This is a genomic window from Sorangium sp. So ce185 (genome assembly GCF_051526825.1).
GTDB lineage: Bacteria > Myxococcota_A > Polyangia > Polyangiales > Polyangiaceae > Sorangium > Sorangium cellulosum_D.
Map to the genome: position 1 here is coordinate 11,422,904 of NZ_CP150316.1, position 24,428 is coordinate 11,447,331.

Genomic DNA, 24,428 nt, shown 5'->3' on the forward strand with positions numbered 1-24,428 from the left:
ACAGGTTGCAGACATTTCGCCCCGGTCCCACGGCACGAAGGCGAGGAGGGCGAATGAAGGCGCTCGTGTTTCACAGCCCAAAGCATGTCAGCGTGGACACCGTCGACGCGCCGGTCCTGCTGCGGACGACCGACGCGATCGTGCGGGTGACGAGCACGGCGATCTGCGGCTCGGATCTGCATATCTACAATGGGCTGATCCCGCAGGCGAAGCCGCTCGTCCTCGGGCACGAATTCATGGGGATCGTCGAAGAGGTGGGGAGCGAGGTGAAGCGGCTCCGCCCGGGCGATCGCGTGCTCGTGCCCTTCGCCATCGCCTGCGGGAGCTGCTTCTTCTGCGAGAGGGACCTGCCTGGGCACTGCGAGCGCTCGAACCCGGGACATTACGGGCCCGAGGGGAACGTCATCAGCTCGAAGGGGGGCGGGCTCTTCGGGTACACCGACCTGTATGGCGGATATGCGGGCGGGCAGGCCGAGATGGTCCGCGTGCCGTTCGCCGACGTGGGGCCGCGCAAGGTCGATGACGACCTGACGGACGAGCAGGTCTTGTTGTTGACGGACATCCTCCCGACCGGCTACACCGCCGTCGACTGGGCCGGGATGCAGGGCGGCGAGACGGTGGCGGTCATCGGCTGCGGGCCGGTGGGCATCATGGCCATGAAGTGCGCCTGGCTCCGCGGCGCAGCGCGCGTGATCGGGGTCGATCGGGAGGAGTACAGGCTGGAGAAGGCGCGCGAGATCGCCTCGGCCGAGACCGTCAACGTGGAGTCGGGGGTCGCGCTGGAGTTCATCCGCGCGGCGACCGGCGGCCGCGGCGCGGACGTCTGCATCGACGCCGTCGGCATGGAGGCGCACCGGACGCCGCTCGAGAAGATCTCCAGCATGGTTCACGGGCAGATCGGCTCGTTCGTCGCCTTCAAGCTGGCGGTGAGCGCGGTCCGCCGGGGCGGGGTCGTCAGCGTGGTCGGCGTGTATGGCATGCCGTACGACAACTTCCCGCTCGGGCAGCTCTTCGACAAAGGGGTGACCGTGCGCTTCGGCCAGGCCCCGGTCCACAAGCACGTGGACAAGCTCCTCGGGTGGATCAGGGAGGGCAAGCTGCGCGCGGACGACGTCATCACGCACCGACTCCCGCTCGCCGAGGCCGCGCGGGGGTATGATCTCTTCAATGGGAAGAAAGACGGCTGCGTGAAGGTCGTGCTGAAGACCTGAACGCCCGGCCGGCCGAGGCGCCGCAATGAAGCGGAGGTCCAGGCGCGCAATCATGCGCGCAGGCGCAGACGATTGACGTGTTCTCGTCGCTTTATCGCGCGCGATGGACACCTCAATGGCGCTCCTTCGCCGGCCGCTGCCGGCCCCGCTGGCTCGAGCCTTGGACAGCGTGGGTCGGGCCCCCGGGCCTCGCGCAGCGTGGATCAGGACCAACAAGGTCGTCTCGTGGAGCCCTCCGTTTCCGGTTGACATCCGCCACGGCGCATGGATCGACCACACGGCGCGCGTCCATGGCTGTCGATCTCGTGCGATACTCTCGCCCTCCGTGCCGCTGGAGAGCTCCCATGCACCGATCCCTCATCGCCCAAGGCCTCGTGCTGTCGCTCGCGCCGTTCGGGTGCTCTGCTAGCCCGGAAATTCCTGAAGCGTACGGCAAGGCGGTCATGAACCTGAACGGGGAGGAGCTGGAGCTCGACACGGGCCATGACGGCAAGCTGCCTGTCCCCAGATTCGATGACAGCTGGGACGTTGACTGCTCCATCGTCAATGGCGAGACCAATCTGGAGCTGGCGGATCGCTCGAAGGGCAGGAGGGGCTTCTACTACCTCGATCTCCATCTGCTGGGCAGCGAGCGCCAGGGCGGCGACGCCGCTGTCGTGAACATGCGAATGTATGTCGACGATGAGCTTTTCGACGGCTCATGTCCGGCCACGCTCAGGACGTCACAGCAGGGATCGCACGAATGCGCGTTCTCTTTCGCCGGGTGCGATTTGCGCCTGTTCGGCGGTGACCAGGACGGTATCCAGGCGCGCCTCGAGCGCGCGTCATTTCACTTGAAATGGTGCTTCGTCCCGTGAGCGGGCGCGCCCGCGGCGCGTTCGGAGGAGAGCGCGCCGCGGCGAGGCGTTCGGGGCGCCCGAGGCAGCGCTGGCCCGCGCGTCTGCCCACAGGTAAACATCGAACCATGGAGGATGCGTCCCCCCGGCGACGGTTCAGCGCCGCGTTCGCTCGCTGGTCCCGCCGCGTCCGGCGGCGGCTCGCGCTGGAGCTGATCCTCACCGGCGCCGCCGCGGGGCTGATGCTCGGCGCGGCGGGCGCGGCGGCCGCCTGGCAGGCGCGGCACGGCGCGCTGCGCCCCTGGATGGCGGGCGGCGGCCTGCTCGGCGCGGCGGCCGGCGCGGCGGTAGCGCGGCGGCGGCGGTGGTCGGATCCGGACGTCGCGCTGTTCCTCGACGGCAAGCTCGGCGCGTCCGAGTCGGTCTCCACGGCCGTGGAGCTCGCGGCGGCCGAGCGCGCGGGCGACGGCGCGCCCCGCGCCGGCGCGCCGGCGGCCCGCGACGTGGTGTTCGCGCACGCCGCGGCGGCCCTCGATCGGGCGACCGCCCAGGAGGTCCGCGCGCCGCTGTGGCGCCCGTGGCACGCCGGAGCGCCCCTCGCGGCGGCGGCCATCGGTTACCTCAGCTGGGCTCCGCTGCCGCCTGCCCCCGCCAGCGCGGCGCCCCCGCCCGGGGCCGAGCAGGTGCGCATGGCCGAGATCGCCGGGCTGGAGCGGGTGATCCAGCTTTCGGAGGTCGACGCTCGGGACGCCGCGCAGCGCGATCGATTGAAGCGGCTCGCGGACGACGCGAAGCGGCTCCGCGAAAAATTGAGGAGCGGCGTCGAGCGCCGCGAAGCGCAGGCCGACATCGGCGCGCTCCGCGACGCGATCACGGCCGAGCGGCTGTCGCTCGGCGAGGGCGAGCAGCGCCACGGGATGGAGTCGGCGCTCGGCAAGCTCGGGGAGGATCCGCAGCTGAAGCGGGCGGCGAAGGCGCTCGGCGATCGCGATCTCGTGGCGTTCGACGAGGAGATGGAGCGGCTCGCGAACCGGGTCGAGAAGACCGATCGCGAGCGGGCGAGAAAGACGCTCGAGGAGGCCGCCGAGGCCGCGAAGCGGGCCGGCGCCCCCGGCGTGGCGAGGGCGCTCGAGGAGCAGCGCGAGCTCCTGGATCGGCGCGGCCGGGAGGCCGACAAGCTGAGGGAGCTCGCCGAGGCGCTCGGCGAGGCGCTCGGCGACGAGGGGCGCGAGGCGCTCGGCGAGCTCGGTCGGACCGGGAGCGGCAAGGACGCGCGGCGGCTCGCCGACAGCCTCGAGAAGGCGCTCGAGAAGCTGAGCCCGGAGGAGCGTCGGCAGCTCGCCGAGCGCCTCAAGCGGCAGGTGGCGCGGTCGCCCGAGGGCGCGCCGGGGGAGGCCGCGTCGGAGGAGCAGCTGCGCGAGATGGCGCGGCAGCTGGCGACGCCCGAGGGCCAGCGGCAGCTCGAGGAGCAGCTGCGCCGGATGGCCCAGGAGGGAGGCCCGAGCAGCGAGGAGTCGGAGCGCCAGCGCGCGCTCGACGACGCGCAGCGCGGGGCGGGCGAGGCGGAGGGGCAGCTCGGGGGGACGCCGGTCCCGGCGCCGATCGCCGGCGGATCGGGCAACGCGGGTCCGGGCGGCGAGGAGCGCGGCCAGGGCTCGCAGGCGGGCGGCGGAGGCACGCGAGGGCGAGGGCCCGGGCAGCCAGGTCGCTCGGAGGGAGGCGGGCCGGGCAGCCACGAGGGGCAGACCGGCGCGATCGCGGGGGGCGAGCTGCGCTCACGCGCCGACGCGCGGACCAATCCGGGCAGGCCGATGCCGGGGATCGTGATCGGCCGGACCGCAGGGCGGGCCGGAGACACCGCCAACGTGCAAGGCGAGGGCGCGCTCGGCGTCGTGGGTCCCCAGGAGATCGGCGGCGTCGAGCGCAGCGACGTCCCGGAAGAGTACCGCGAGCAGGTCGGGCGCTACTTCCAACCCCGGTGAGCCCGGGCGCGGCGTGCGCGCCGTCAGAAGCTCGCGCCGACCAGCAAGCCCTTCGCGTCGGCGGTGACGAGGGGCACGGCGTGGATGCGGGTGAGCCCGGTCCGCGGGGCCGGCAGCGCGCGGCTCGACGTGCTGATCGCGTACACGGCGGTCCCGGCGAGCACGACGCCGCCGCCGATGAAGCTCCAGAAGGAGAGGTTGGCGAACGTGGTCTGGGCGTCGCGCAGGTCGCTGCGCCGCTGGCTCGGGGACGGCTCCGCCGCGGCGGACTTGCCCTTCGCGGTGGAGAGGATCGCGAAGGTCACGCCCGAGGCGACCCCGAGCAGCCCGACCGCTCCGCCCGCGACCACCAGCGGGAGGTTCGAGCCGGCGTCGAGGCTCAAGGCGATGCTCTGGTCCGAGCCCCTCGCCACGAGCAGTGACGTCGACGTCCGGGCGCCGGAGCGGCGCGCCTCGATGGTGTGCTTGCCGGGATCGACGAACACCTGGGCCTCGAGGGGCGAGTGTCCGATGAGCTTGCCGTCGATGAGCACCTCGGCATCGTCGACGTTCACGCGGATGCGGAGCGTGCCGACGTGCGCCTTGGCCTCGGCGAGCCGCTGCTCCAAGAAGCGCTTCTTCTCTTCCTTCTCGCCGAGGGGAAACGTGTTGAGCGCGTACAGGAGGTGCTCGGCCGCCTCGCGGGGCTGGTTCACCTCCAGCTCGACGTTCCCGAGATTGCCGGCGACGTCGAAGCTCTGCTGGAGGTCCCACGCCGCCTGATAGCGCGCCTCCGCCTCGACGAACCGCGCCTCGTCGTAGAACCTGTTCCCCTCGCGGTAGAGCTGCGCGGCGCGCTCGCCCTCACTCGATGTCGCACCCGGCGCGTCGGTCGGAGAGGTGGGCGTGAGCCGAGCTTTGCCGGTCGCGGTCGCGACGCCCGGCGCCAGGACGACCATGGAACACAGGAGGAACAGTGGCGCGTATTTCAAGAATGGCTTTCGCATGGTGACTGCCGGGGGATTGCACTCCGGAGGGGGCGACGCCTCAGGGGAAGGGGCGCGGGGGCGCGGTCGTCCCCGGGGGCGTCGTGGGCAACGCAGAGGGCACGGACGGCAGCGGTGGGGGGAGCGGAGGGCTCACGGACGACGATTCGTAGACATCTTCCGGCGCGGCAGGTCTGGGCGGACGCTTCGCCTGCGCCGCAGGGCGCGGCGAGAACGGGCGGGCGGCCACCGCTCCGGAAGGGGCGGACGACGCGCTCGGCTCCGCGGCAGGCGACGTCGGCGGCGCGTTCGACGCGGCGGGGGCCGGCTCCGCCGTGGGAGGCGGCTCAACGGTCGCCACCGGAGGCGGCGTCGGCGCCGGCTCGGGCATCGCGCTCGGCGTGGGCGCCGCGAGGCCGGGCTCGGGGGTCGGGGCGCGGCCGTCGTCGGCGACCGGGGCGTCTGGAGGGACCGGGGGGTTGGCGGCGCGCCACAGCACCCAGAAGCCCGCGACGGTCGCGCTGCCCAGAAACACGAGCAGCGCGAACAGGCCCAGCGGGGCCGCGCGGCGGCGCGCCGCGAGCGCCGCCGCGGAGGCAGCGGCGGCCACGGCGGCGTCGGGGCGCGCGGCGGCCTGTGGCACGCCCGCTCGAGGCGCGGCGCCGGCGGGCTGGGGAGCGGGCGCCGGAGCCAGCCGCTGCTTGCGGGTCGGCTCTTCGGGCGGGGGCCAGACGCCGCTGCCCACGCCCACGCGGGCCGTGCGCACGCCGGTGCGCGCGCTGCCTGGCCCCTCGGGGACCGCCTGCGGGGGGCCCGGCATGCCGTGCACGGGGATCCGGCGCATCGTCGGGCGGTTCCGTTCGTCAACGCCCTTCAGCAGCGACGGCGCGACCTGGATCTTCTGCAGGTCCATCGCCTGGTGCTCCCGGTTCGGGGGCAAGGTGACCGGGGGAACGTACACCTGCTTGTCGCTGGGCCCCGCTTCGCGATCCTGACGGCGCCGCGGCCTGGGCTCGCCCCACTGCACCATTCGCTCGACGGGCGGCGCGGCGGCGGCCGGCGCGGCCTCGTCGGGCCTGCGGCGCGGATCCTGGGAAAGCGCCCGCTGCTGCGCCTGCGAGGGGTGCTCCTGCGGTGCGAAGCTCGGCGCCTCGTACCCGCGCTGCTGCTGCGGCGGCGGCGCGGCGTCGCCCGCAGCGCCTTGACCTGCCGGCTGCCCTGGCGAGCTCTTGTTCGGGTTCCTGTTGGTCATGCCTGCCCCTCTCGCCACGTGCAAAAGGCGCGCTGCTGCCCCGCGTGGGCAGCGGCGCATCGAGCACCCGGTCCAAGGCTCCGCGTTGTCATGGGCGTGCTCCCGAGGCGAGCGGCCTCGGCCGCTGCTCTGCCGACGGTGCGGCGGGCGCCGCGGCAGCGCTCCGGCCAGCGCGGGTGCGCCGCGGGCCAGCGTCGAACGTGCGCTGGTCGGCGTGCGACACCTCGGAGCTCGCTCGGGGGCGGGGCCACGGCATAGCCCCGAAGATACCCCACCCAGCTGTCGCCACCACGCACCCAAGCATCACGACCCCTCCGCAGCGATACAACGACAGCGTCCAGGGATGCACCTGGATCGGAAGCCTCCGCCGTCGCGGGCGTGACGGAGCCGCTCGATGGCCGCGTACCGATGCCCCGGAACGTGGCCTCGGGCGAGGCGCGCCCCTGCGGGTCGACCGAGCGCGAAGTTGACGCTGGCCATCCTTCTGCTGCCTTCCTGGAATTTGCGGGAGACGTCCATGGCTACGCTGTCGTGTCTGTTGCGATGCCGCAGCCTCGATTTATTGCATCCACCTTGCACCTGGCATGCCGCCCCCACCCAGGTTGAGCGGCGCCCGACCCAGGTTGAGCCGGCGCCCCCCACCCAGGTTGAGCGGCGCCCGACCCAGGTTGAGCCGGCGCTCGACCCAGGTTGAGCCGACCCCGGCCCACCCAGGTTGAGCCGCCCCCCACCCAGGTTGACCCCACCCAGGTTGAGCCGACCCCGAGGTTGAGCCGCCCCCGGCCCACCCAGGTTGAGCCTCCCGCCGGCGCCAGCGCTGCCCATCCATCCCACCCCCGCATGGTACCGGTTTCATCGCCCCCGGTGAGGCTCCTCGCGACCTCGGCAACGGCGTCGCGGCCGCCCGTCAGCCCACGACGCTCACCAGCAGCGCCACGGCGAAGCCGAACAGCACCACGCTCACCACCAGCATCACCATCGCCGCCACGCTGGACTCCGCGCGCGCCGGGCGCCGTCGCGCGCGCCTCGCCCCGCCCCTCCGCGCCTCCGGAGCGCGCGGCAGCGCACGTCCCGAGGCAGGCTGCTCCGCCACGCCAGGCGCCGTGAGGCCGAACGCCTCCACCGTCGCGCTCAACGTCGGTGCGACCAGCGCGCGGACCGGCGGCACCGTCAGCGGCGCCGTGCTCTCCCAGCGCGCCCCCGCCGGCAAGGCCGGCGCCGGCCCCGCCCCTCCCGAGAGCGCCGCGGCGATGCGCGACAGCTCGCCCGCGAACGCCGCGGCATCCGGGAAGCGCAGCTCCGGGCGCTTCTCGAGCGCCCTCATGACGGCGCGGTCGAGCTCCGGCGGCACCGGCCGCGGCGCGTGGCAGGACGGCGGCGCGGGCACCTCGCTGGCGTGGGCGCGCACGAGATCGGGGACGCGCTTCACGTGCTCGAACGGGCCGCGGCCAGCGAGCAGCGTGTAGAGCACCACGCCGGCCGCATACACGTCGGTGCGGGCGTCGACGGCGAGCCCGCACGCCTGCTCGGGTGAGAGATAGCGCGGCGTGCCGACGAGCACCCCCTCCTCGGTCTGGTAGAGCGACGGCGCCGGCGCGCGGCCGTCGCCGCGCGGAGCGACCACCTTCGCGATGCCGAAATCCAGCACCTTCACCACGCGACGCCCCCGCCCGTCCGCGTCGCACACGAACAGGTTCTCGAGCTTCACGTCGCGGTGGACGATGCCCGCCCCGTGCGCCGCGGCGAGGCCGGCCAGCGTCTGTGTCACGAGATCGAGCGCCTCCAGCGCCGGCAGCGCGCCGCGCGCCGCGAGCTCCTCGCGCATCGTCCGGCCGTAGAGCCGCTCCATCACGAGGAACGTCCGCCCCTCGGCCGTCCGCCCGAAGTCGGTGACCATCACCAGGTTGGGATGGGCGAGCCGCGCCAGCGACTGCGCCTCGACCCGCATCCGCTCCACGAGCCGCGGCTCGCGGTTCAGATCGCGGTGCAGGAGCTTCACCACCACGGGCTTGTCGAGGCCCACGTGCGCGGCCTCGATCACCTCCCCCATCCCGCCTCGCCCGAGCCGACGCACCGGCCGGTACGGCGTTCCGTACAGCAGCGTATCGCTCAGCTCAGACGCCGAGCACCGGCAATCGTCGTGCGAAGGCAAGGCCATCCTCCGCGGGTCGAGGTCGCACCGCCGTCGCCACGCGACGCGAGGATCGAGATCCCCTCTCGCTCCCGGACCTCGAGCGCGAACGCCCTTTTCACACGCCCTCCCGGAGCGCTCAAGATTTCGACAGATCCGCGCGCAGGCGCATCATGAAGCATTCCCGCGAGTCGATCCAAATTTCCAAACAACACCACTCACACATGCGATTTCAGCGCGCGCCGCGGCGATGCGCTCAGGCGAGGGTGCCCGCGGCGCTCCCTGGCTCGGCGCGCTCCGGCGCGGCGGCTTGCGCCGGGACTGCCTGTTCGGCCGCGCGCGCGGCCTCGTCTTCCTGGGCGAGGAGCGCGTCCGTCACGGCGAGCGCCGCGTCCCGCTGCGCGAGGAGGGCGGCGCAGCGCGCGCGCGCCGCGGCGAGCAGGCCGAGCCCCGCGGCGACCCAGGCGGCGGCGGCCACGTGCCCGGCGACCACGACCGGCCCCGGATCGCCCTGCGCGGTCTTGGAGACCATCACGAAGGCGTAGAACGGCGACGGGGCCGCGACGAGGAGCGCGCTCTCGCTGGCGCTGAACTCCGTGATCAGGCCGGCGATGGCGGCGACGATCCACGGGCCGACCGCGATCGAGAAGAGGAGCGTCAGCAGCAGCACCCGCGCAACCATCGGCGCGGCGATCCGCGCGCGGAGAAAGGCGCCGAGCCCGACCAGGAACACATAAAAGGCGAGCGCGTAGACGGCGAAGTACTGGAGCTGCCGCGTCTGGCTCTCCGGCGCGCCGACGGACGCGCCGAGGAGCAGCTGGTGCCCGACGGCCCAGAGCGCGACGACGGCGGGGACGCCGGCCGCGAGCAGGAGGTACGCCGCGCGAGCCACGCCGGGGCCGAAGAAGCGACGCAGCCGGCCGGCGCGGCTCCTGGCCCAGTGCACCTCGACGCGGCGCGATGGGCCGACCGGATCGCCGGCGAAGAGGAACACGCAGAAGGTCAGGTACGAGAGCGTCGCGCACAGGCCCGCGAGGATCGCGGCCAGGCGATCGGACGGGTCCACCGAGAACGCCGGCACCGCCGCGGCGGCGGCGACCACCGGCGTGCAGACCGCGAACCACGTCTTCAGGCCCGAGGAGCGATCGTCGCTCTCGCTCGTGAGGTTCGCGACGGTCACCTGGTAGAGGAACCACGCGGGGACGACCACCGCCGCGAGCGGCAGGAGGACCAGGAAGAGCGCGTAGTCGACGCCGAACGGGACGCGCTGGTACGCGACCGGGAGCCAGATGGGCGGGCCGTCGGGCACCTCCGGCCAGGCGAGGTGGGCCGCGTACGAGAGCCCCGTGCCCCCCGCCATGAACAAGCAGATCGACAGGGGGAACGCGAGCAGCAGCGTGACGAGGATCGCCGCGCGGAGGCTCGCCATCTTCGAGCTGATCGCGAGGCCGAAGGCGACGCTGAGCAGCGCGATGAGGAAGAGGAACAGGAAGGCGATCACCACCTCCATCGCAGTGATCCCGCCGAACAGGAACGGCAGCGCCCCGACCGGCGCGAGCATGACCACGTACATCGAGATCGCCGTGTAGGCGGCGAGGAACTTGCCGCGCGCGATCTCGCCGGGCGGGATGCCCGTCAGGAGTACCGCCTCCCAGGTGCGGCCCTCGCGCTCCGACGCGATGCTGTTCGCGGCGACCGCCGGCCCGACCAGCGCCACCACGAAGAACGCCAGCGAGAAGAAGACCTGGAACAGGATCACGCCCGCCTTCGCGGGCGCGATGTCCTGCGACACCATGCCGCCGATCGACGCCACGAGCAGCGTCATCATCACGGCGAGCACGAGGAGGATGATCGGCGTGCGGGCGAGCCGCGCGGCCTGCTTGAGCTCGCGGATCCAGATCGGGTTCGGCTCGCCGAGGAGGCGGGCCACGCGGTGGCGCGCCCGATCGACGAGCCGCTGCGACGCCGGGCCGGCGGGCGGCGATGAGCCAGTCTGCGCGCTCACTGCACCTCTCCTTGCGTGACCTCGAGGAAGATCCTCTCGAGCTCGTTGCGCTCCGGCTCGACCCCGATCACGCCGATGCCGCTCCGCACGAGGTGCTGCACGATCTCGGCGATCTTCACGTCGTTGCCCACGTAGCCGACGTGCACGGCGCCCGCGACGATCTCGATGTCGGTGATCCCGGGGCCGCCCCGCAGCAGGTAGGCCGCGGCCTCGGGATCGCCGAGGACCCGCACCTTGACCTTGCGCCGGGAGAGCGGCGACAGCCCCGGGTAGGCCGCCGCCTGCCCCGGCCCCGCGGCGTGGGGCGGGTGCGGGCCGTACCCGGGCGGCGGACCTTCGGCCTGCTGCGGCCCGACGGCGGCCGGATCCCCGGGCCCGTGCGCGGGCGCGTGGCGCGCCTCTGCCGGGTGCGCGCCCGGCGCGGCGGCGTGGCGCGGCGGCGCGTGCCCGTGCGCCTGCGCGGCGCGCAGCGCCTCGAGGCGCGCCGCGATCTCGCCGATAGGCCCGGCGACGACGAGGCGGCCCCTCTCGAGGATGCCGATCGACGTGCACACGTCGGAGAGCTCCGTGAGGATGTGCGAGGAGAGGAAGATCGTCTTCCCCAGGCTGCGGAGCTCGAGCAAGAGGTCGCGGATCTCGATGCGCGCGCGCGGATCGAGATCGCTCGCCGGCTCGTCCAGGATGAGGACCTTGGGATCGTGCAGCAGGATCCTCCCGAGCTGGAGGCGCTGCTTCATGCCCTTCGACATCGTGGCCACGATCCGGTCCTGGATCTTGCCGAGGTCGGTCAGCTCCAGGACCGCGTCGACAACGTCGAGCGACGGCACGCGGAACGCGTCCGCGAAGAACTCGAGGTACTCGCGCACCGTGATCCGGTCGTAGACGCCCGCGTGATCCGGCATGTAGCCGATGCTGCGGCGGACCGCCGCCGGGTCGATCGTGACGTCGACCCCGTCGATCTCGACCCGCCCCGCCATCGGCTCGAGCAAGGTCGCCATGACCCGGATCGTCGTCGTCTTGCCCGCGCCGTTCGGACCGATGAAGCCGAAGATCTCGCCGGGGCCGACGTCGAAGGAGACGTCCCGGAGCACGTCGAGCGCGCCGAAGCGATGCGAGAGGTGGCGGACGCGGATCGTCGGCGCAGGCCGCTCGATCCGCGCCGCGGGGGGCGGGGCGCCGCCGGACGCGCTCACGGCTGGCCTCCGTAGCCGACGATCCGCACGAGCACGCGGTCGCTCTCGATCCCGAGCCCGGAGTCGACCGCGCGCCCCTCGCCGCCGTCGAGCTGCCCGAGCAGGACGGGCACGCCCGCCGGGAACCAGTCGACCGCGTCGCCGGCCGCCTCCTCGATCGCGAGCCACGCGGCGCCGAGCCCCGGCGCGTCGGGCTCGAGCAGGGGGACCAGCAGGCTCCCGCCGAGGTCGTGGATGTCGATGCCGCCCACCCGCCGGCCGAAGCTCACGTGCGACAGCCACCCCTGCCCCTCGGCCCGCGCCGCGAGATCGACCCCCGCGCGCGACGAGACCTTCTCCCCGTCCCGGACGCGGGCGAAGTAGCGGGCCGCCCCCTCGGGCAGCCACAGGACGCCGCCCCGGAGATCGCGGCCGCTCCGGTTGCTCACGACCACGTCGCCGCTCGGCTCGGCGACGATCGCGATGCCGTCCCCGAGCGGCGCGACGCCGTCTTCGCGCACGATCACCGTCTGCCACGGGAGCGCGGCGACCTTCGTCAGCCGGGCCCCGTCGCGGTCCACGAGGAGCCGGTCGCGCCGCTCCGAGAGCTCGGCGAGCACCGCCGTGCTGATGACGCTGCTCGCGTCGGTCGTGCGGACGGTGAGCTCCTCCGAGCTGGCCACGAAGAAGCCGCGGAACCGGCGCACCGCCCCCTTCGTCATGCCGGCCCCCGCCTCGATCAGCGTGAGGTGCCGCGCCCTGCCGCGCACGCCCTTCGCGAGCACGCCCACGCCGACGATCGCCGCGAACGTCACCGCCGCGTACACGGGCAGGTGACGGAGCGCGCGGAGCGGCCGCCCCTGCCGCGCGGCGCGCGAGAAGTTGATCGGGCCGGCGAGCACCGCGTAGATGCAGAGCAAGAGCGCCGAGACCCCGATCGCCCAGCGCGCGCCCTCGTTCGGATCGAGCTCGCGCCGCACCGGGTCCAGATCGAGGCCCATCGCCTCCTCGCCCGGGCGGAACGCGACGGTGGAGCGGCGGTCGTGGGCGCGGCGCGCGAGATCGGCCATCCGGATCTTCACCCACGGGTCGCCGGCCGCGGGCTTTTGCGTCGGGTCGAACGCGAGCACGTGCACCTCACCGAGGCCGTAGAACGCCGAGCTGCCATACGGGCTCGCCCGCAGGTTCCCGCCCGACCAGCCGGCGAGCGCCTCGGCCACCTCGGGGCTCGCGCTCGGCGCGGGCAGGAGCGGGTTGCCCTGCTTGCCGAAGCCGCTGGGCGCGCCGGGCGGCACGATCTCCTCGAGGGTCGGCGGCGCGACGCCCGCCCTCGAGACCTCACCGCCGACGAGCGCCGCGAGCGTCGGGTGCCGCAGCGCCTCGGGGCGCCCGACCGCGAGCGCCAGCGTGCCGCCGGAGAGCACGTAGCCGGCGAGCGCGTCGAGCTCGGCGCCGTTCAACATCGAGAGCGTGTCGGTGCGCATGAGCACCGCGTCCGCCGCGCTGTACAGGGCCGCCCGATCGGGCAGCAGCGGATCGCCGGTCGCGCCGTCGTAGCGCGGCTGCCCGACCCACAGGACCGCGGCCGGCGACGACCCGGGCCCGCGGCCGCTCGGCGTGTACAGCGGCGCGACCGGCGCCTCGTGCAGGCCCGCGCGGAGGAGCGACGTCTCGCTGACGTCGAAGAGCACCACCGCGCGCTGCGAGGTCGACGAGAGCGCGTGCGAGGACACGGTCGCGCCGCCCTCGTCGAGCGCGCGCACCTGCACGTCGCCGAAGGGCGCGACCTGCACGGGCACGCGCACGTGGACCGACTCGCCCGCAGCGACGGTGTACGGCGCCGACGCGACGAACACGCGCTGCTCGGAGTAGCGCTTCGACTCGACCTCGACCTCGCCCCTCGCCGCCTTGCCGCCGCGGTTCTGGATGCGAACGACGACCTGGTTCCACCCCCAGGGGATCGCGCCGCTCGTCCCGAACACCGGCGCCGCGTCCACGACGAGCTCCGGCGCGCTCGGCGCTTGCCCGGACGCAGGCCCCGCGGCGAGGAGCGCCGCGAGCCACGCCGCGCCGGCCGCGCCCCGCGCGCCCCTCGACGTCGCGATCCGGAGCGCCGGCTCCCGCGCCTCGTCGCCGCGCCTCATCGCCGGATCGCCTGCGCCACGGGCTCGGGCCGCGGCTCGACCGCGGCGAGGAGCGCGGCGATCACCTGATCCGTCGTGATCCCCTCCGCCTCGCCCTCGAAGGACCGGATCATGCGGTGGCGGAGCACCGGCTTCGCGACCCGCTGCACGTCGGCGAAGGCGACGTGCGCCCTGCCCTGGAGCAACGCCACCGCCTTCGCGGCCAGCACGAGCGACTGCGCGCCGCGCACGCCGGCGCCGAACCGGAGCGCCCTGCGCACGATCTCGGGCGCCCCCTCGGCGGCCGGATCGCTCGCCCGCGTCAGCCGCGACGCGTACCGCATCACGGGCTCGGCGACCGCGACGTCGCGGCAGAGCGAGCGCAGCGAGAGCACGTCGTCGCGGGTGAGCACCCGCGGCGGCGGGCCGCGGTCGTGCCCCGTGGTCCGGGCGAGGATCTCGGTCAGCTCGTCCTCGGTCGGGCTCGGCACGAGCACCTTGAGCAGGAACCGATCGAGCTGCGCCTCCGGCAGCGGGTACGTCCCCTCCATCTCGATCGGGTTCTCGGTGGCGAGCACGAAGAACGGCTCCTCCATCGCGTGCCGCGCGCCCGCGATGGTGCACGCGTGCTCCTGCATGGCCTCGAGCAGCGCGCTCTGCGTCTTCGGCGTCGCCCGGTTGATCTCGTCGGCGAGGATCACCTGCCCGAAGATCGGCCCCTTGTGCAGCGCGAAGTGGCGCGAGCCGCCTTCCGCGGTGACGAGCACGTTCGTCCCGATCACGTCGCTCGGCATGAGATCCGGGGTGAACTGGATGCGGGAGAACCTGAGATCGAGGCAGCTGGCGATGGTCCTGACGAGGAGCGTCTTGCCGAGCCCGGGCGCCCCTTCCAGGAGGACGTGCCCTCCCGCGATGATCCCCCAGAGCGTCTGCTCGATGACGTCGCCCTGGCCGACGACGGCCTGCCCGATCGCCTCGCGCAGCCGCGCGCTCGTCTGCTGCGCGAGCTCGAGCCTCGCCTCGAAGGAGGCGGGGGCCGATCCCTCCGCTCCGTCAATACCTGCGCCTGATTCCGCCGCCATCCGGTCGCCCTCGGGGCACGACCATAGCCGGCCGCGCGCCGGGCGTCGATCGGCGCCGCAGCGCGCGGGCCGCGGCGTGACGGCGCCGCGGCCCGCGGGCCGCGCCGAGGCGCCGCCGAGAAGACTCGGCATCTCGTGTCGAACCGAGAGCGACGAGGCCGCGCCGGAGCACGCAGCGCGGAGCGCCCCTCCGGAGGCGCCGCGGACGCACGTAACGCACGGAAACGACCGGTCGATCGCCTCGGCCAGGGACGCCGCCATGCTATCTTTCACGGATGAACATGCTTATCCGGACCTGTCGCCGTGCCGTTGCCTCGCTCTGTCTCTCCGCGCGCGCCGGCGCGGCGCTCACCGCGACTCTGGCGCTCGGCGCGAGCGCCTGCGCCACGATAGCCGGCGAGCATGAGGCGGAGACCAAGTTCCTCGTCAAGCCGACCTCGCAGTCGACCTTCTCCGGATGGAGCGAGGTCTCCATCTCGCAGGACCCGAATTCCGTCGACGGCGCCGAGCTCAGGTTCATCCGGCTCGAGGCGCGCGACGACAACGTGCCCGACCTGACGTTCATCAAGAGCATCACGGCCCAGGCCGTCGTCGACGGCGAAGCGACCTTGATCGCCAAGAAGGCGCCGATGCCCGCCGGCGAGCGCATCGTCCCGCTGGATCGCAAGTATCACGGCGACATCCGGAAGTTCTTCTATCCGGACGAGGAGAACGGCGGTTACACGGTGCACGTCGACTGGTTCGGCGAGGTCGATCTCACGAAGAAGATCCCGCCCGAGGGCGTGTGGATGAAGGTCATCGTCGCCGTCCGCGTCGAGTGATCGCGCCGCCGCGCCGCCCTCCTTCTCCAGGCTCCGCAGCGCCCCCCCGGTTCGTCCTCTGGACGTCCCCTGAACCATCCAAGCTTCCGTCTCCTCGCTCGGTCGAACGTTGAGAACCGCGAGCGCACCACGCGCGAGGAGCGATGCCGGAGGGGTGGACTCCATCCGCCGGCGGCGCGTTCCACGTCGCGCGCCGTGCGCCGCACCCCGGCGCGGGCAAGGAGGTCGATCCGTCATGGCCGAGATCCAGGAGAGCTCTGTTCTTTTCTCGCTCAAGCAGCTCATGAGCCTCGAGAAGCAGCGCGTGCGCGAGGAGGAGGAGGCCGCGCGCCGGCGCGCGCTCGCGGCGCAGGAGGCCCGGCGCGCGCTCGAGCGGCGCGCCCTGGCGGAGCAGGAGGCGCGCCTCCGGGCCGAGGAGGAGCGGGCCCGCCGCGAGGAGGAGCTCGCGCGCGAGGAGGCGGCGCGGCTCGAGGGGATCCGGGCGGCGGCCGTCGAGAAGGCCCGCGTCGAGGCCGAGCAGCGCGCCCGCGTCGAGGCCCTGGAGAAGCAGCGCGAGCACGAGCGCAGGCTCGCGGCCCTCGCGGGCGACGCCCAGAAGCGGCGCCTCGTGCGGCTCATCGCGGGGGGGAGCGCGCTCTTCGTCGCCGCGCTCGCCGCGACGCTCGGCGTCTACTTCGGCAAGATCCAGCCGGAGGCCGAGCAGGCGCTCGCCGAGCAGACCGCCGCGCGCGCCGCGTACGAGCAGCGGCTCGCGGCGCTCGAGAGCGACCTCGCCGCGAGCGAGCGGCAGATCGGCGAGCTCACGCTCGCGTACCAGACGGTGCGGAGCGAGGCGGAGAAGGCGGAGCTCGAGCGCAAGCTCCTCGCGGCGAAGCGCGACCGGGACGCCCTCCAGGGCAAGGTCGCGCGGCCCCAGGCGCAGCCGGCGCCCAAGAAGGCGGAGTGCGTCTGCAGGGAAGGCGACCCGATGTGCGGCTGCCTCCCCTAGCCCTTCGCGGGCCCCCGGGCGCAGCCGACGAGCTCCTTGAAGAGCGGCGAGGTGACGTACCGCTCGCCGCCGTCGGGCAGGATCACCACGATCTTCTTGCCCTGCATCTCGTCGCGCGCCGCGATCGAGAGCGCCGCCGCCATCGCCGCGCCGCCGGAGATGCCGACGAGGATCCCCTCGGTCTTGGCGAGCCGGCGGGCGGCTTCGAAGGACTCGTCCTCGGTCACGGGCACCACCTCGTCGATGAGCTCGCGCCGGAGGATCTTCGGGACGAAGCCCGCGCCGATGCCCTGGATGAGGTGCGCCCCCACGCGGCCGCCGCTCAGCACGGCGGCGTTCTTCGGCTCGACCGCGATCATCTTCACGCCCGGCTTCTTCTCCTTGAGCACCTCGCCCACGCCGGTGATCGTCCCGCCGGTCCCCACGCCGGCGACGACGACGTCGACCGCCCCGTCCGTGTCCTCCCAGATCTCGCGCGCGGTCGTCATCCGGTGCGCGGCGGGGTTCGCCGGGTTCTCGAACTGCTGGAGCATCACCGCGCCCGGCGTCTCCTCCACGATCTGCCGCGCCCGCGCGACGGCCTGCACCATCAAGGACCCGGGCGTGAGCAGCACCTCGACCCCGAACGCCCGGAGCAGCGCGATCCGCTCCGGGCTCATCGACTCGGGCATCGTGAGGATCAGCCGGTAGCCCTTGGCCGCGGCGAGCATCGCCAGCGCGAGGCCCGTGTTGCCGCTCGTCGGCTCGACGAGGACGCTCCCGCGGGTCAGCTTGCCCCGCCGCTCGGCGTCCTCGATCATCGCGAGGCCGATGCGATCCTTGACGCTGCCGCCGGGGTTCCGGCTCTCGACCTTGCCGATCAGCTCGGCACGCAGCCCCTTGCCCGCAGAGCTCAGGCGAACGAGGGGGGTGCGCCCGATCGTCGCCGCGATGTTGTCGAAGATTGAACCCACGTGCCCGCCCTCCGTGTTGGCTGGCCCCCGGGGCCAGGCGGAAGCGCCGGCCAGGTGGCTAGATGGAGTAATCTTGCACGAAGATCTTGGCGTCTCGGAGATTTACAAGCACCCGGTCCCCCTCGGACAGGGCGAGCTCGGCGACGCGGTCCTTGGTCAGCTCGACGGAGAGCGGCTGGCCGTCGGAGAGGCGGAGCTCCGCCTTGACCATCCATCCGACCCGCGACAGCCGCTCGACGCGCGCCACGCTGGCGTCGTCGGCGCTGGGTGAGCTCGACGAGTCGATCCGGGTGTGGAGCTCGATGTCGTGCGGCCGCACGAAGGCGCGCACGCTCGCGCCGTCGCCCGTCCCGGGGGGCGCGTGCACCGCGAGGGTCCCGAGCGCGGCCTGGCCGTCGCGGACCTCCCCCTTGAGCACGTTGATCGACCCGACGAAGCTCGCCACGAACTCGGTCGCCGGCCGGTCGTAGATCTCCTCGGGCGTGCCGATCTGCTCGACCCGCCCCTTGTGCAGCACGATGACCCGATCGGCGAGGTCCATCGCCTCTTCCTGGTCGTGGGTGACGAAGACGCTCGTGATCCCGCGCTCCTTGTGGAGCCTGCGGATCCACTCGCGCAGCTCGAGGCGCACCTTGGCGTCGAGCGCCCCGAACGGCTCGTCGAGCAGGAGCAGCGACGACCCCGGGGCGAGCGCGCGCGCCAGCGCGACCCGCTGCCGCTGGCCGCCGGACAGCTCGTGCGGGTACCGGCCGCCGAGCCCCTCGAGCTGCACGAGGCCGAGGAGCTCGTCGACCGTGGCCTCGATCTCCTTCCGGGGCCGCTTCCGGATCGTGAGGCCGAAGGCGATGTTGTCGCGCACGGTCATGTGCCGGAACAGGGCGTAGCTCTGGAACACGAAGCCGATGTTCCGCTCCTGCACCCGGGTGTGCGTCGCGTTCTTCCCGTTCAGGATCACCTCGCCGGAGTCGGGGCTCTCGAGCCCGGCGATGATGCGCAGGACGGTGCTCTTGCCCCCTCCGCTCGGCCCCAGCAGCGCGACCAGGGCGCCGCTCTCGATCTCGAACGAGACGTCGTCGACGACCTTGTTCGGACCGAACCGCTTCGTGAGCTGCTCGACAACGATTCCCATAAGCGACAGCTAACCTTCTGCCCGTCCCGCGCGCCTCGGACAGAAAAAACCAGGGCGCCCGAGCGCGGCTCAGCGTCGCCCGCCGAACCGGGAGGCGCAACCGGATTCAGAAGATACATCGGAAAGGTGGGTATTTTTGCAAGAAGCCCGCGGATCGCGCGCCTTCTCCTGGAGCTCGCCGGGCGGCGGGCGCGCGGGCGGCTGCCGGCGGGTGCCGGTCCACGGGACAGGTCGAAGTGCTAGCATCGCCGCGCCGCGACGCGGCAGGACCGGGACGGAGGCCGCAGGGCGGCAGCACGACGAGGACGGCGGGCCGCGCGGCGCGGCGGGACCAGGACGGGAGGCGGATGCGTTGTCTGGTGACTGGGGTGGCCGGATTCATCGGCGCCCACCTGGCGGAGCGGTTGATCGAGCTCGGGCATGAGGTGCTCGGGGTGGACCGCTTCACCGACTATTACGGCCGCGAGATCAAGGAAGGGAACCTGGCCCGGCTGCTCGGCGAGCCGCGCTTCTCTCTGTCGACGGCCGATCTCGCGACCGCCGATCTGCGCCCGCTCCTCTCGACGTGCGAGGTGGTCTTCCACCAGGCGGCGCAGGCCGGCGTGCGCCCGAGCTGGGGGCAGAGCTTCGAGGGCTACCTGCGCGACAACGTGCTGGCGACGCAGCGGCTGCTGGAGGCGGCGAGGGCGCACGGCCAGGTGCGCAAGCTCGTCTACGCCTCGTCCTCCTCCGTGTACGGCGACGCGGACGACGTGCCCATGCACGAATCCAGCCGGACCGCACCGCATTCGCCCTACGGGGTGACGAAGCTCGCCGCCGAGAACCTCTGCGAGCTGTACCGGCGCAACTTCGGCCTGCCCACGGTCTCGCTCCGGTACTTCACGGTGTACGGGCCCGGGCAGCGGCCCGACATGGCGTTCCACCGGTTCATCGCCGCCGTGCTGCAGGGCGAGACGGTCCGCGTGCACGGCGACGGCGAGCAGACGCGCGATTTCACGTACGTGAGCGACGTCGTGCAGGCCAACGTCGAGGCCATGGAGGGCGGCGCGGTCGGCGTGTTCAACATCGGCGGCGGCTCGCGGGTGAGCCTGAACGAGGCGCTCCGGCTGCTCGGGGAGCTCGCCGGGCCGGTGCGCGTGGAGCGGGGCGAGCCGCAGGCCGGCGACGTCCGGCACACCTGGGCCGACACGGCGGCGGCGCGGGCGGCGCTCCGCTATGTGCCCCGGGTGCCCCTGCGCGAGGGGCTCGCCGCCCAGGTGGCGTGGCAGTCGCGGCGGCTCGGGCTCGCCCGGTAGCGCGGCGGGGCCCCGCGCAGCCGGGGGCCGGGGGTGACCGCGCGCTCGGGGCCCCGGGTTCCTGCGCCGTTCAGGAGCCGGACGCTCCTCCACGGGGAACGGGATCGACGCCGCCGGGGGCGAGGTCGACGCCGCCGTCGGCGACGTCGACGCCGCCGTCGGCGACGTCGACACCGCCGCCGGCGAGGTCGACGAGGCGCGCCGCCGGCGCGCGCGCGGCCAGGATCTCGCTCGCGAGGTCGATCCACTGCGCGCAGCGATCGAGGACGACGCTGTCGGACGAGATCACGCCCGCCGCCCCGACGAGCAGGCGGTCGGGATCGGGGACGAGCGTCGCCTCGAGCGCGAAGGGGCCGCCGGCGAGGCGCTCGAGGATCCGCGCGCGCAGCTTGCCCGAGCTGGGGACGGCGGCGTCGAGGAGGAAGCGCGCGCGCGCCGCGCCGGCGCCGGACAGCGCGGCGCCGAGGCGATCGATGGCCGCGTCGGTCTCCGCGATCGGCGCGTAGCTGCCGCGGAGGCCCGCGAGGTCGCGGAGCGCCCCCTCCGGGCCGCGCAGGAGCAGGCCGCCCGAGAGGGCCACCTCCAGGGTGATGATCAGGTTGAAGCCGTCGATGCTCGCCTCCGCGCCCCGGAGCGACGACGCGGGCGCCCGGCGCGCGAGGCGCGACGCGCATTGCGCGTCCGAGCAGGCGGACCGTTGCAGCGCGAGGCGCTGGCGGGCGGCGAGCTGGTGGTGGTCGCCGACGGTCCGGATCGCGGTGCGCAGCGGATAGCCGCGGCCGAGGAGCCACGTCACCTCCTCGAACGCGGCGCGCAGCTTCGCGACGGCCTCGGGGCCGAAGAGCCGCGGGTCGTCGGGGTGGCCGCCGCGGGGCGCTGGCTCGCCGGTCGTCTCGCCTGTCGTCGGGTCGTGTCGTTCGTCCGCCATTCGTTTCACCGCCGCGTGCGTTGGAGGCTCGGTTGTGGTGCCCAGCAAGCACGGATCCAACGAGGCCACGATCGCTCGCCCCTGGCCTCGTTTCCCCTTCCCTCCACGGTACGCGCTAGCGCTCCTCGCGCCCCTGCCGGCGCGCCGGTCGCTTCCCACGGACGGAACCGCGCGCATCCGCGACGATCCTGCTATCCTCCGCCGCCGTGATTGTGGACCAGCCCCCCACACCTGCCCCTACAGAGGTCCCGGAGGACCGCGCCACGTTCGGGCTCTCCGCCTTCGACCCTCGCCCGAGCCTGATGGAGCCTTCCATAGCGCCGGCCACCTCGGCGGCGCCGCACGTCTCGGTGGTCGTCCCGGGGCTGAACGAGGCGGAGAGCCTGGCCGAGCTCGCGCAGCGCATCGACCAGGCGCTGCGGGGGCGCTTCACCTACGAGCTCATCTTCGTGGACGACGGCAGCACGGACGACACCTGGGCCGTCATCTCCAGGATCCGCGCGGAGAACCCGGTGGTGAAGGGCATCCGGCTGCGGAAGAACTTCGGCAAGGCGACGGCGCTGACGGCCGGCTTCCGCAAGGCGAAGGGCGCGATCGTCGTCACGATGGACGCCGATCTCCAGGACGACCCGGCCGATCTGCCGAGCTTCATCGCCAAGGTCGAGGAGGGGCTCGACGTCGTGGTCGGCTGGAAGGTCAACCGGCTCGACCCCAAGAACCGCCTCGTCCTGTCCCGCATCTTCAACGGGACGGTCCGCTCGGTCACGGGCGTGAAGCTCCACGACATGAACTGCGGCTTCAAGGCGTACCGGAGCGAGGTGCTCCGCACGATCCCGATCTACGGCGATCTCTTCCGGTTCATCCCGGCGCTCGCCGCGTGGCAGGGCTTCCGGGTCGCGGAGATCCCGGTGCGCCATCACGCCCGCAAGTACGGCAGCTCCCGCTACGGCCTGGAGCGCATCCTGCGCGGCTTCTTCGACCTGCTCAGCGTCATGTTCCTGACCCGCTACTCGAAGAAGCCGATGCACCTCTTCGGCCTCATCGGCCTCGTGTTCGCGGCGGTCGGGGTGACGATCAACGCCTACCTGACCTTCCTCTGGCTGCTCGGGCACAGGATCGGCGATCGGCCGCTGCTCCTCCTCGGCGTGCTGATGATCCTCCTCGGCATCCAGTTCTTCTCGATGGGGTTCATCGGCGAGTTCCTCACCTTCCAGATGCAGCAGCGCCATGTGGCGGACGAGCCGCCCGTCCGCGAGGAGTTCGAGTGATCCCTGACGCTTACTTCGGCCGCTTCGAGACCGCGAAATACAGAAAGGCAGGCGCTCTCAAGCGGAAGCTCATCCAGCGCTTCGTTTCCTCGATACACGAGCTCTTCATCGAGGCGAATCCGGTCCAGCGCGTGCTCGAGATCGGCGTCGGAGAGGGGTTCCTCTCCGGCTACCTCTCGGAGAAATTCCCCGAGAAGCAGTTCACCGGCGTGGATCTCAACCCCGCCGATATCGAGCGTCTGCAGCGGCTCTTCCCGAGCATCCAGGCGCGCGTCGGGAGCGCGTATGATCTCAGCGATCTCCCGTCCGGCTTCGACCTCGTGATCTGTGCCGAGGTGCTCGAGCACCTCGAGACGCCCGACCGGGCGCTCGCCGAGATCCAGCGGCTGGCGTGCCGGCGCGTGATCCTCTCCGTGCCGTACGAGCCGTTCTTCATGCTCTCGAACCTGCTCGCAGGGAACAACGTGCGCCGCTTCGGCAACGACGTCGAGCACATCAACCACTGGAGCCCGGCGTCGTTCCGCCGGCTCATCGAGCCGCGCTTCGACGTCGTGCGGATGACGACCTCTTACCCCTGGGTCCTCTGCCTCGCAGCCCCGCGCTGAGCATGCGCCGCACGGTTGTGAGGGCGCTCGTCCGCCTCATCGGGCCGCTCCTGCTGGCGGTCGTGATCCTGCGCATCGACGATCGGGACGCGGTGCTCGGCGCGCTCGCCTCGGCCTCGGCTGGCCCGCTCGTGCTCGCCGCGGCGCTGAACCTGCTCAACATCCACCTCAAGGTGGTCCGCTGGGACGCGCTGCTCCGCGCCCGGGGCATTCGTTACCCGCTCGGGCGCGCCTGGGCGTCGTTCCTGACGTCGCTCTATGTCGGCATACCGACCCCCGGGCGCATCGGCGATCTCCTCCGGATCCGCTACCTGCGCCACGATCTCGGCGTGCCGTACGCGGAGGGGCTGGCCTCCGTCGTGATGGACAGGCTGTGTGATCTCTACGTGCTGGCCGCGTTCGTCGCCGTCGGCGTCGCGCGTTACAGCGCGGTCATCGCCGGCCGCCTGGCCTGGGTGACGTGGGGTGGCATTGCGCTCACGGTCCTGGCGCCGCTCGTGCTGCTCATCCCCGGCCTCGCCGAGCGGCTGATGCTCGCGGTATCCCGCAAGATCCCGAGCGATTCCGCCGAGGCCGCGGAGCCTGGCGCGACGAGCCGCTTCCTCGTTGCGCTGCGCGCCCAAGTCGGCCGCGGCCTCCTCTTCACGCTTCCCGTCACGGTGGCGACGTTCGTCGTCAACTTCTTGCAGGGCTATCTCATCGCGAGGGCGCTCGGCCTCTCGCTCTCGCTGTTCGACGTCACCTGCCTGCTCGCCATCGCGAACCTGCTCGGCCTCTTGCCGATCTCGATCGCCGGCGTTGGCGTCCGGGAGTTCTTCTTCTCCCTCGTGTTTCCTGCCCTGGGCTTCAGCGCCGAGCAAGGCGTGAGCTTCGGCCTCCTCGTCTTCGCCGTCGTCTACCTGGTCGTCGTCGCCCTAGGCTTCGTGAGCTGGCAAATCGCCCCCCCACCCACCTCCCCCGAACCGGCCCCCCCCGTCCCCCCCCACCCCTAACCCTCTCTCTTCCCCTCTCTCCCACCGTTCGCCCTTTAGAGAGAGAAGCGGGTGGTTAGGGTCAGCGGCTCCCAGTCGAACGACGGCACCCGCGAGGCCGCGGCGCGGAAGGCGTCGACCACGCACTCGCCGACCTCGGTGCCGGCGTAGGGCGGCCCGTCCAGCTCCACCTGGGCGTCGCCGCCCGGCGCGAAGGTCACGGTCACGCTCCCCTCGCCGCTCGGGCCGTCCGGCTGCCAGCAGCGCTGCGCGCGCACGCGGCCGTGCTCGAGCGCGGCGCCCGCGGCCCTGCCCACGCGCAGGCGCGCGGCGTCGACCCGGCTCGACCAGGCGTCGTGCCCGTCGTGCGACCGCGGCAGCACCTCGGCCGACGCGGGGTACGGGGCGCCGCGCTGCGGGCAGTGCGCAGGCCGCACCATCGCGTAGCCGGTCGCGGTGGCGAAGCCGCACACCGCGAGCGCCACCAGGAGGGCGCGCTGCCCGCCGGCCCGCCCGTGAGGGCCGTCGGGCGGGCCGTCGTCGCCCGATCCGCCGCGCAGCCGCTCGACCTCGGCGCGGACCTCCGCGAGCTCCGCATCCCGGGCGGCGAGCGCCGCCTCCCGCTCCTTCAGCTTGGCTTCGAGGGTTTCGATGCGCGCGCGAGCCGCATCGAGATGATCCCGGTAGTGCGACATGGGACCATTCTACCGC

General features: G+C 73.0%; 20 protein-coding genes. 9 read left to right on the forward strand and 11 right to left on the reverse strand.

The window, feature by feature from the left end; translation table 11 throughout:
* The first annotated feature begins 53 nt into the window (after positions 1-53).
* The 3 genes from WMF26_RS42115 to WMF26_RS42125 all read left to right on the forward strand — a co-directional run bounded on the left by WMF26_RS42115 (position 54) and on the right by WMF26_RS42125 (position 4,029).
* Complete coding sequence (locus tag WMF26_RS42115; RefSeq protein ID WP_437997321.1) at positions 54-1,211, forward strand: alcohol dehydrogenase catalytic domain-containing protein; 1,158 nt, start codon at positions 54-56, stop codon at positions 1,209-1,211.
* Between the two features lie 344 nt (positions 1,212-1,555).
* Complete coding sequence (locus WMF26_RS42120; protein ID WP_437333746.1) at positions 1,556-2,068, forward strand: hypothetical protein; 513 nt, start codon at positions 1,556-1,558, stop codon at positions 2,066-2,068.
* 107 nt (positions 2,069-2,175) lie between these two features.
* Positions 2,176-4,029 (forward strand): hypothetical protein, encoded by a 1,854-nt coding sequence (locus WMF26_RS42125; RefSeq protein ID WP_437997322.1) that lies wholly within the window; start codon positions 2,176-2,178, stop codon positions 4,027-4,029.
* Positions 4,030-4,052: 23 nt separating this feature from the next.
* On the opposite strand, the gene WMF26_RS42130 is transcribed toward WMF26_RS42125, so the two are convergent.
* The 7 genes from WMF26_RS42130 to WMF26_RS42160 form a co-directional block, all read right to left on the reverse strand.
* Complete coding sequence (locus tag WMF26_RS42130; protein ID WP_437997323.1) at positions 4,053-5,000, reverse strand: PEGA domain-containing protein; 948 nt, start codon at positions 4,998-5,000, stop codon at positions 4,053-4,055.
* A gap of 55 nt (positions 5,001-5,055) precedes the next feature.
* Complete coding sequence (locus tag WMF26_RS42135) at positions 5,056-6,246, reverse strand: hypothetical protein (protein ID WP_437997324.1); 1,191 nt, start codon at positions 6,244-6,246, stop codon at positions 5,056-5,058.
* A 907-nt stretch (positions 6,247-7,153) separates the two neighbouring features.
* Positions 7,154-8,404: a serine/threonine-protein kinase gene (locus WMF26_RS42140; protein WP_437997325.1), complete on the reverse strand. Its 1,251-nt coding sequence runs from the start codon at positions 8,402-8,404 to the stop codon at positions 7,154-7,156.
* A gap of 229 nt (positions 8,405-8,633) precedes the next feature.
* On the reverse strand, positions 8,634-10,382 hold the full coding sequence (locus tag WMF26_RS42145) for an ABC transporter permease (protein ID WP_437997326.1): 1,749 nt from the start codon (positions 10,380-10,382) through the stop codon (positions 8,634-8,636).
* Complete coding sequence (locus WMF26_RS42150; protein WP_437997327.1) at positions 10,379-11,575, reverse strand: ABC transporter ATP-binding protein; 1,197 nt, start codon at positions 11,573-11,575, stop codon at positions 10,379-10,381. Before WMF26_RS42150 ends, WMF26_RS42145 begins: the two co-directional genes overlap by 4 nt.
* Entirely contained in the window at positions 11,572-13,698 is a 2,127-nt protein-coding gene (locus WMF26_RS42155) for a hypothetical protein (protein ID WP_437997328.1), read from the reverse strand. The genes WMF26_RS42150 and WMF26_RS42155 overlap by 4 nt, the downstream gene beginning before the upstream one ends.
* Positions 13,695-14,759, reverse strand: a complete 1,065-nt coding sequence (locus WMF26_RS42160) for an AAA family ATPase (protein WP_129579426.1) — start codon at positions 14,757-14,759, stop codon at positions 13,695-13,697. Before WMF26_RS42160 ends, WMF26_RS42155 begins: the two co-directional genes overlap by 4 nt.
* 275 nt (positions 14,760-15,034) lie before the next feature.
* Between WMF26_RS42160 and WMF26_RS42165 the strand changes: the two genes are divergently transcribed.
* Together WMF26_RS42165 and WMF26_RS42170 are read left to right on the forward strand one after the other, a co-directional pair.
* Positions 15,035-15,580, forward strand: a complete 546-nt coding sequence (locus WMF26_RS42165) for a hypothetical protein (RefSeq protein WP_437997329.1) — start codon at positions 15,035-15,037, stop codon at positions 15,578-15,580.
* Positions 15,581-15,815: 235 nt separating this feature from the next.
* Positions 15,816-16,568 carry a hypothetical protein gene (locus WMF26_RS42170; RefSeq protein WP_437997330.1) on the forward strand — a complete coding sequence of 251 codons (753 nt, stop codon included), beginning with the start codon at positions 15,816-15,818 and terminating at the stop codon, positions 16,566-16,568.
* Here WMF26_RS42170 and cysK read toward each other — a convergent pair.
* Positions 16,565-17,521, reverse strand: coding sequence for a cysteine synthase A (cysK, locus tag WMF26_RS42175; RefSeq protein WP_061624327.1), 957 nt, complete (start codon positions 17,519-17,521; stop codon positions 16,565-16,567). The genes WMF26_RS42170 and cysK overlap by 4 nt on opposite strands.
* 58 nt (positions 17,522-17,579) lie before the next feature.
* The gene (locus WMF26_RS42180; RefSeq protein WP_437333756.1) at positions 17,580-18,650 is read right to left on the reverse strand and encodes a sulfate/molybdate ABC transporter ATP-binding protein; all 1,071 of its coding nucleotides are present in this window, start codon (positions 18,648-18,650) and stop codon (positions 17,580-17,582) included.
* Positions 18,651-18,997: 347 nt separating this feature from the next.
* On the opposite strand from WMF26_RS42180, the gene WMF26_RS42185 reads away from it, so the two are divergent.
* Positions 18,998-19,945: an NAD-dependent epimerase/dehydratase family protein gene (locus tag WMF26_RS42185; RefSeq protein ID WP_061624326.1), complete on the forward strand. Its 948-nt coding sequence runs from the start codon at positions 18,998-19,000 to the stop codon at positions 19,943-19,945.
* Positions 19,946-20,015: 70 nt separating this feature from the next.
* Here the strand turns inward: WMF26_RS42185 and WMF26_RS42190 are convergent, their stop codons facing one another.
* Positions 20,016-20,873, reverse strand: a complete 858-nt coding sequence (locus WMF26_RS42190; RefSeq protein ID WP_437997331.1) for a DUF434 domain-containing protein — start codon at positions 20,871-20,873, stop codon at positions 20,016-20,018.
* Positions 20,874-21,175: 302 nt separating this feature from the next.
* On the opposite strand from WMF26_RS42190, the gene WMF26_RS42195 reads away from it, so the two are divergent.
* The 3 genes from WMF26_RS42195 to WMF26_RS42205 are packed head-to-tail and all read left to right on the forward strand — an operon-like array spanning position 21,176 to position 23,738.
* Positions 21,176-22,141, forward strand: a complete 966-nt coding sequence (locus WMF26_RS42195; protein WP_437997332.1) for a glycosyltransferase family 2 protein — start codon at positions 21,176-21,178, stop codon at positions 22,139-22,141.
* On the forward strand, positions 22,138-22,746 hold the full coding sequence (locus WMF26_RS42200) for a class I SAM-dependent methyltransferase (protein WP_437997333.1): 609 nt from the start codon (positions 22,138-22,140) through the stop codon (positions 22,744-22,746). The genes WMF26_RS42195 and WMF26_RS42200 overlap by 4 nt, the downstream gene beginning before the upstream one ends.
* A gap of 2 nt (positions 22,747-22,748) precedes the next feature.
* Positions 22,749-23,738 (forward strand): lysylphosphatidylglycerol synthase transmembrane domain-containing protein, encoded by a 990-nt coding sequence (locus tag WMF26_RS42205; RefSeq protein ID WP_437997334.1) that lies wholly within the window; start codon positions 22,749-22,751, stop codon positions 23,736-23,738.
* 35 nt (positions 23,739-23,773) lie between these two features.
* On the opposite strand, the gene WMF26_RS42210 is transcribed toward WMF26_RS42205, so the two are convergent.
* Positions 23,774-24,412, reverse strand: a complete 639-nt coding sequence (locus tag WMF26_RS42210; RefSeq protein ID WP_437997335.1) for a hypothetical protein — start codon at positions 24,410-24,412, stop codon at positions 23,774-23,776.
* Between the last annotated feature and the right edge of the window lie 16 nt (positions 24,413-24,428).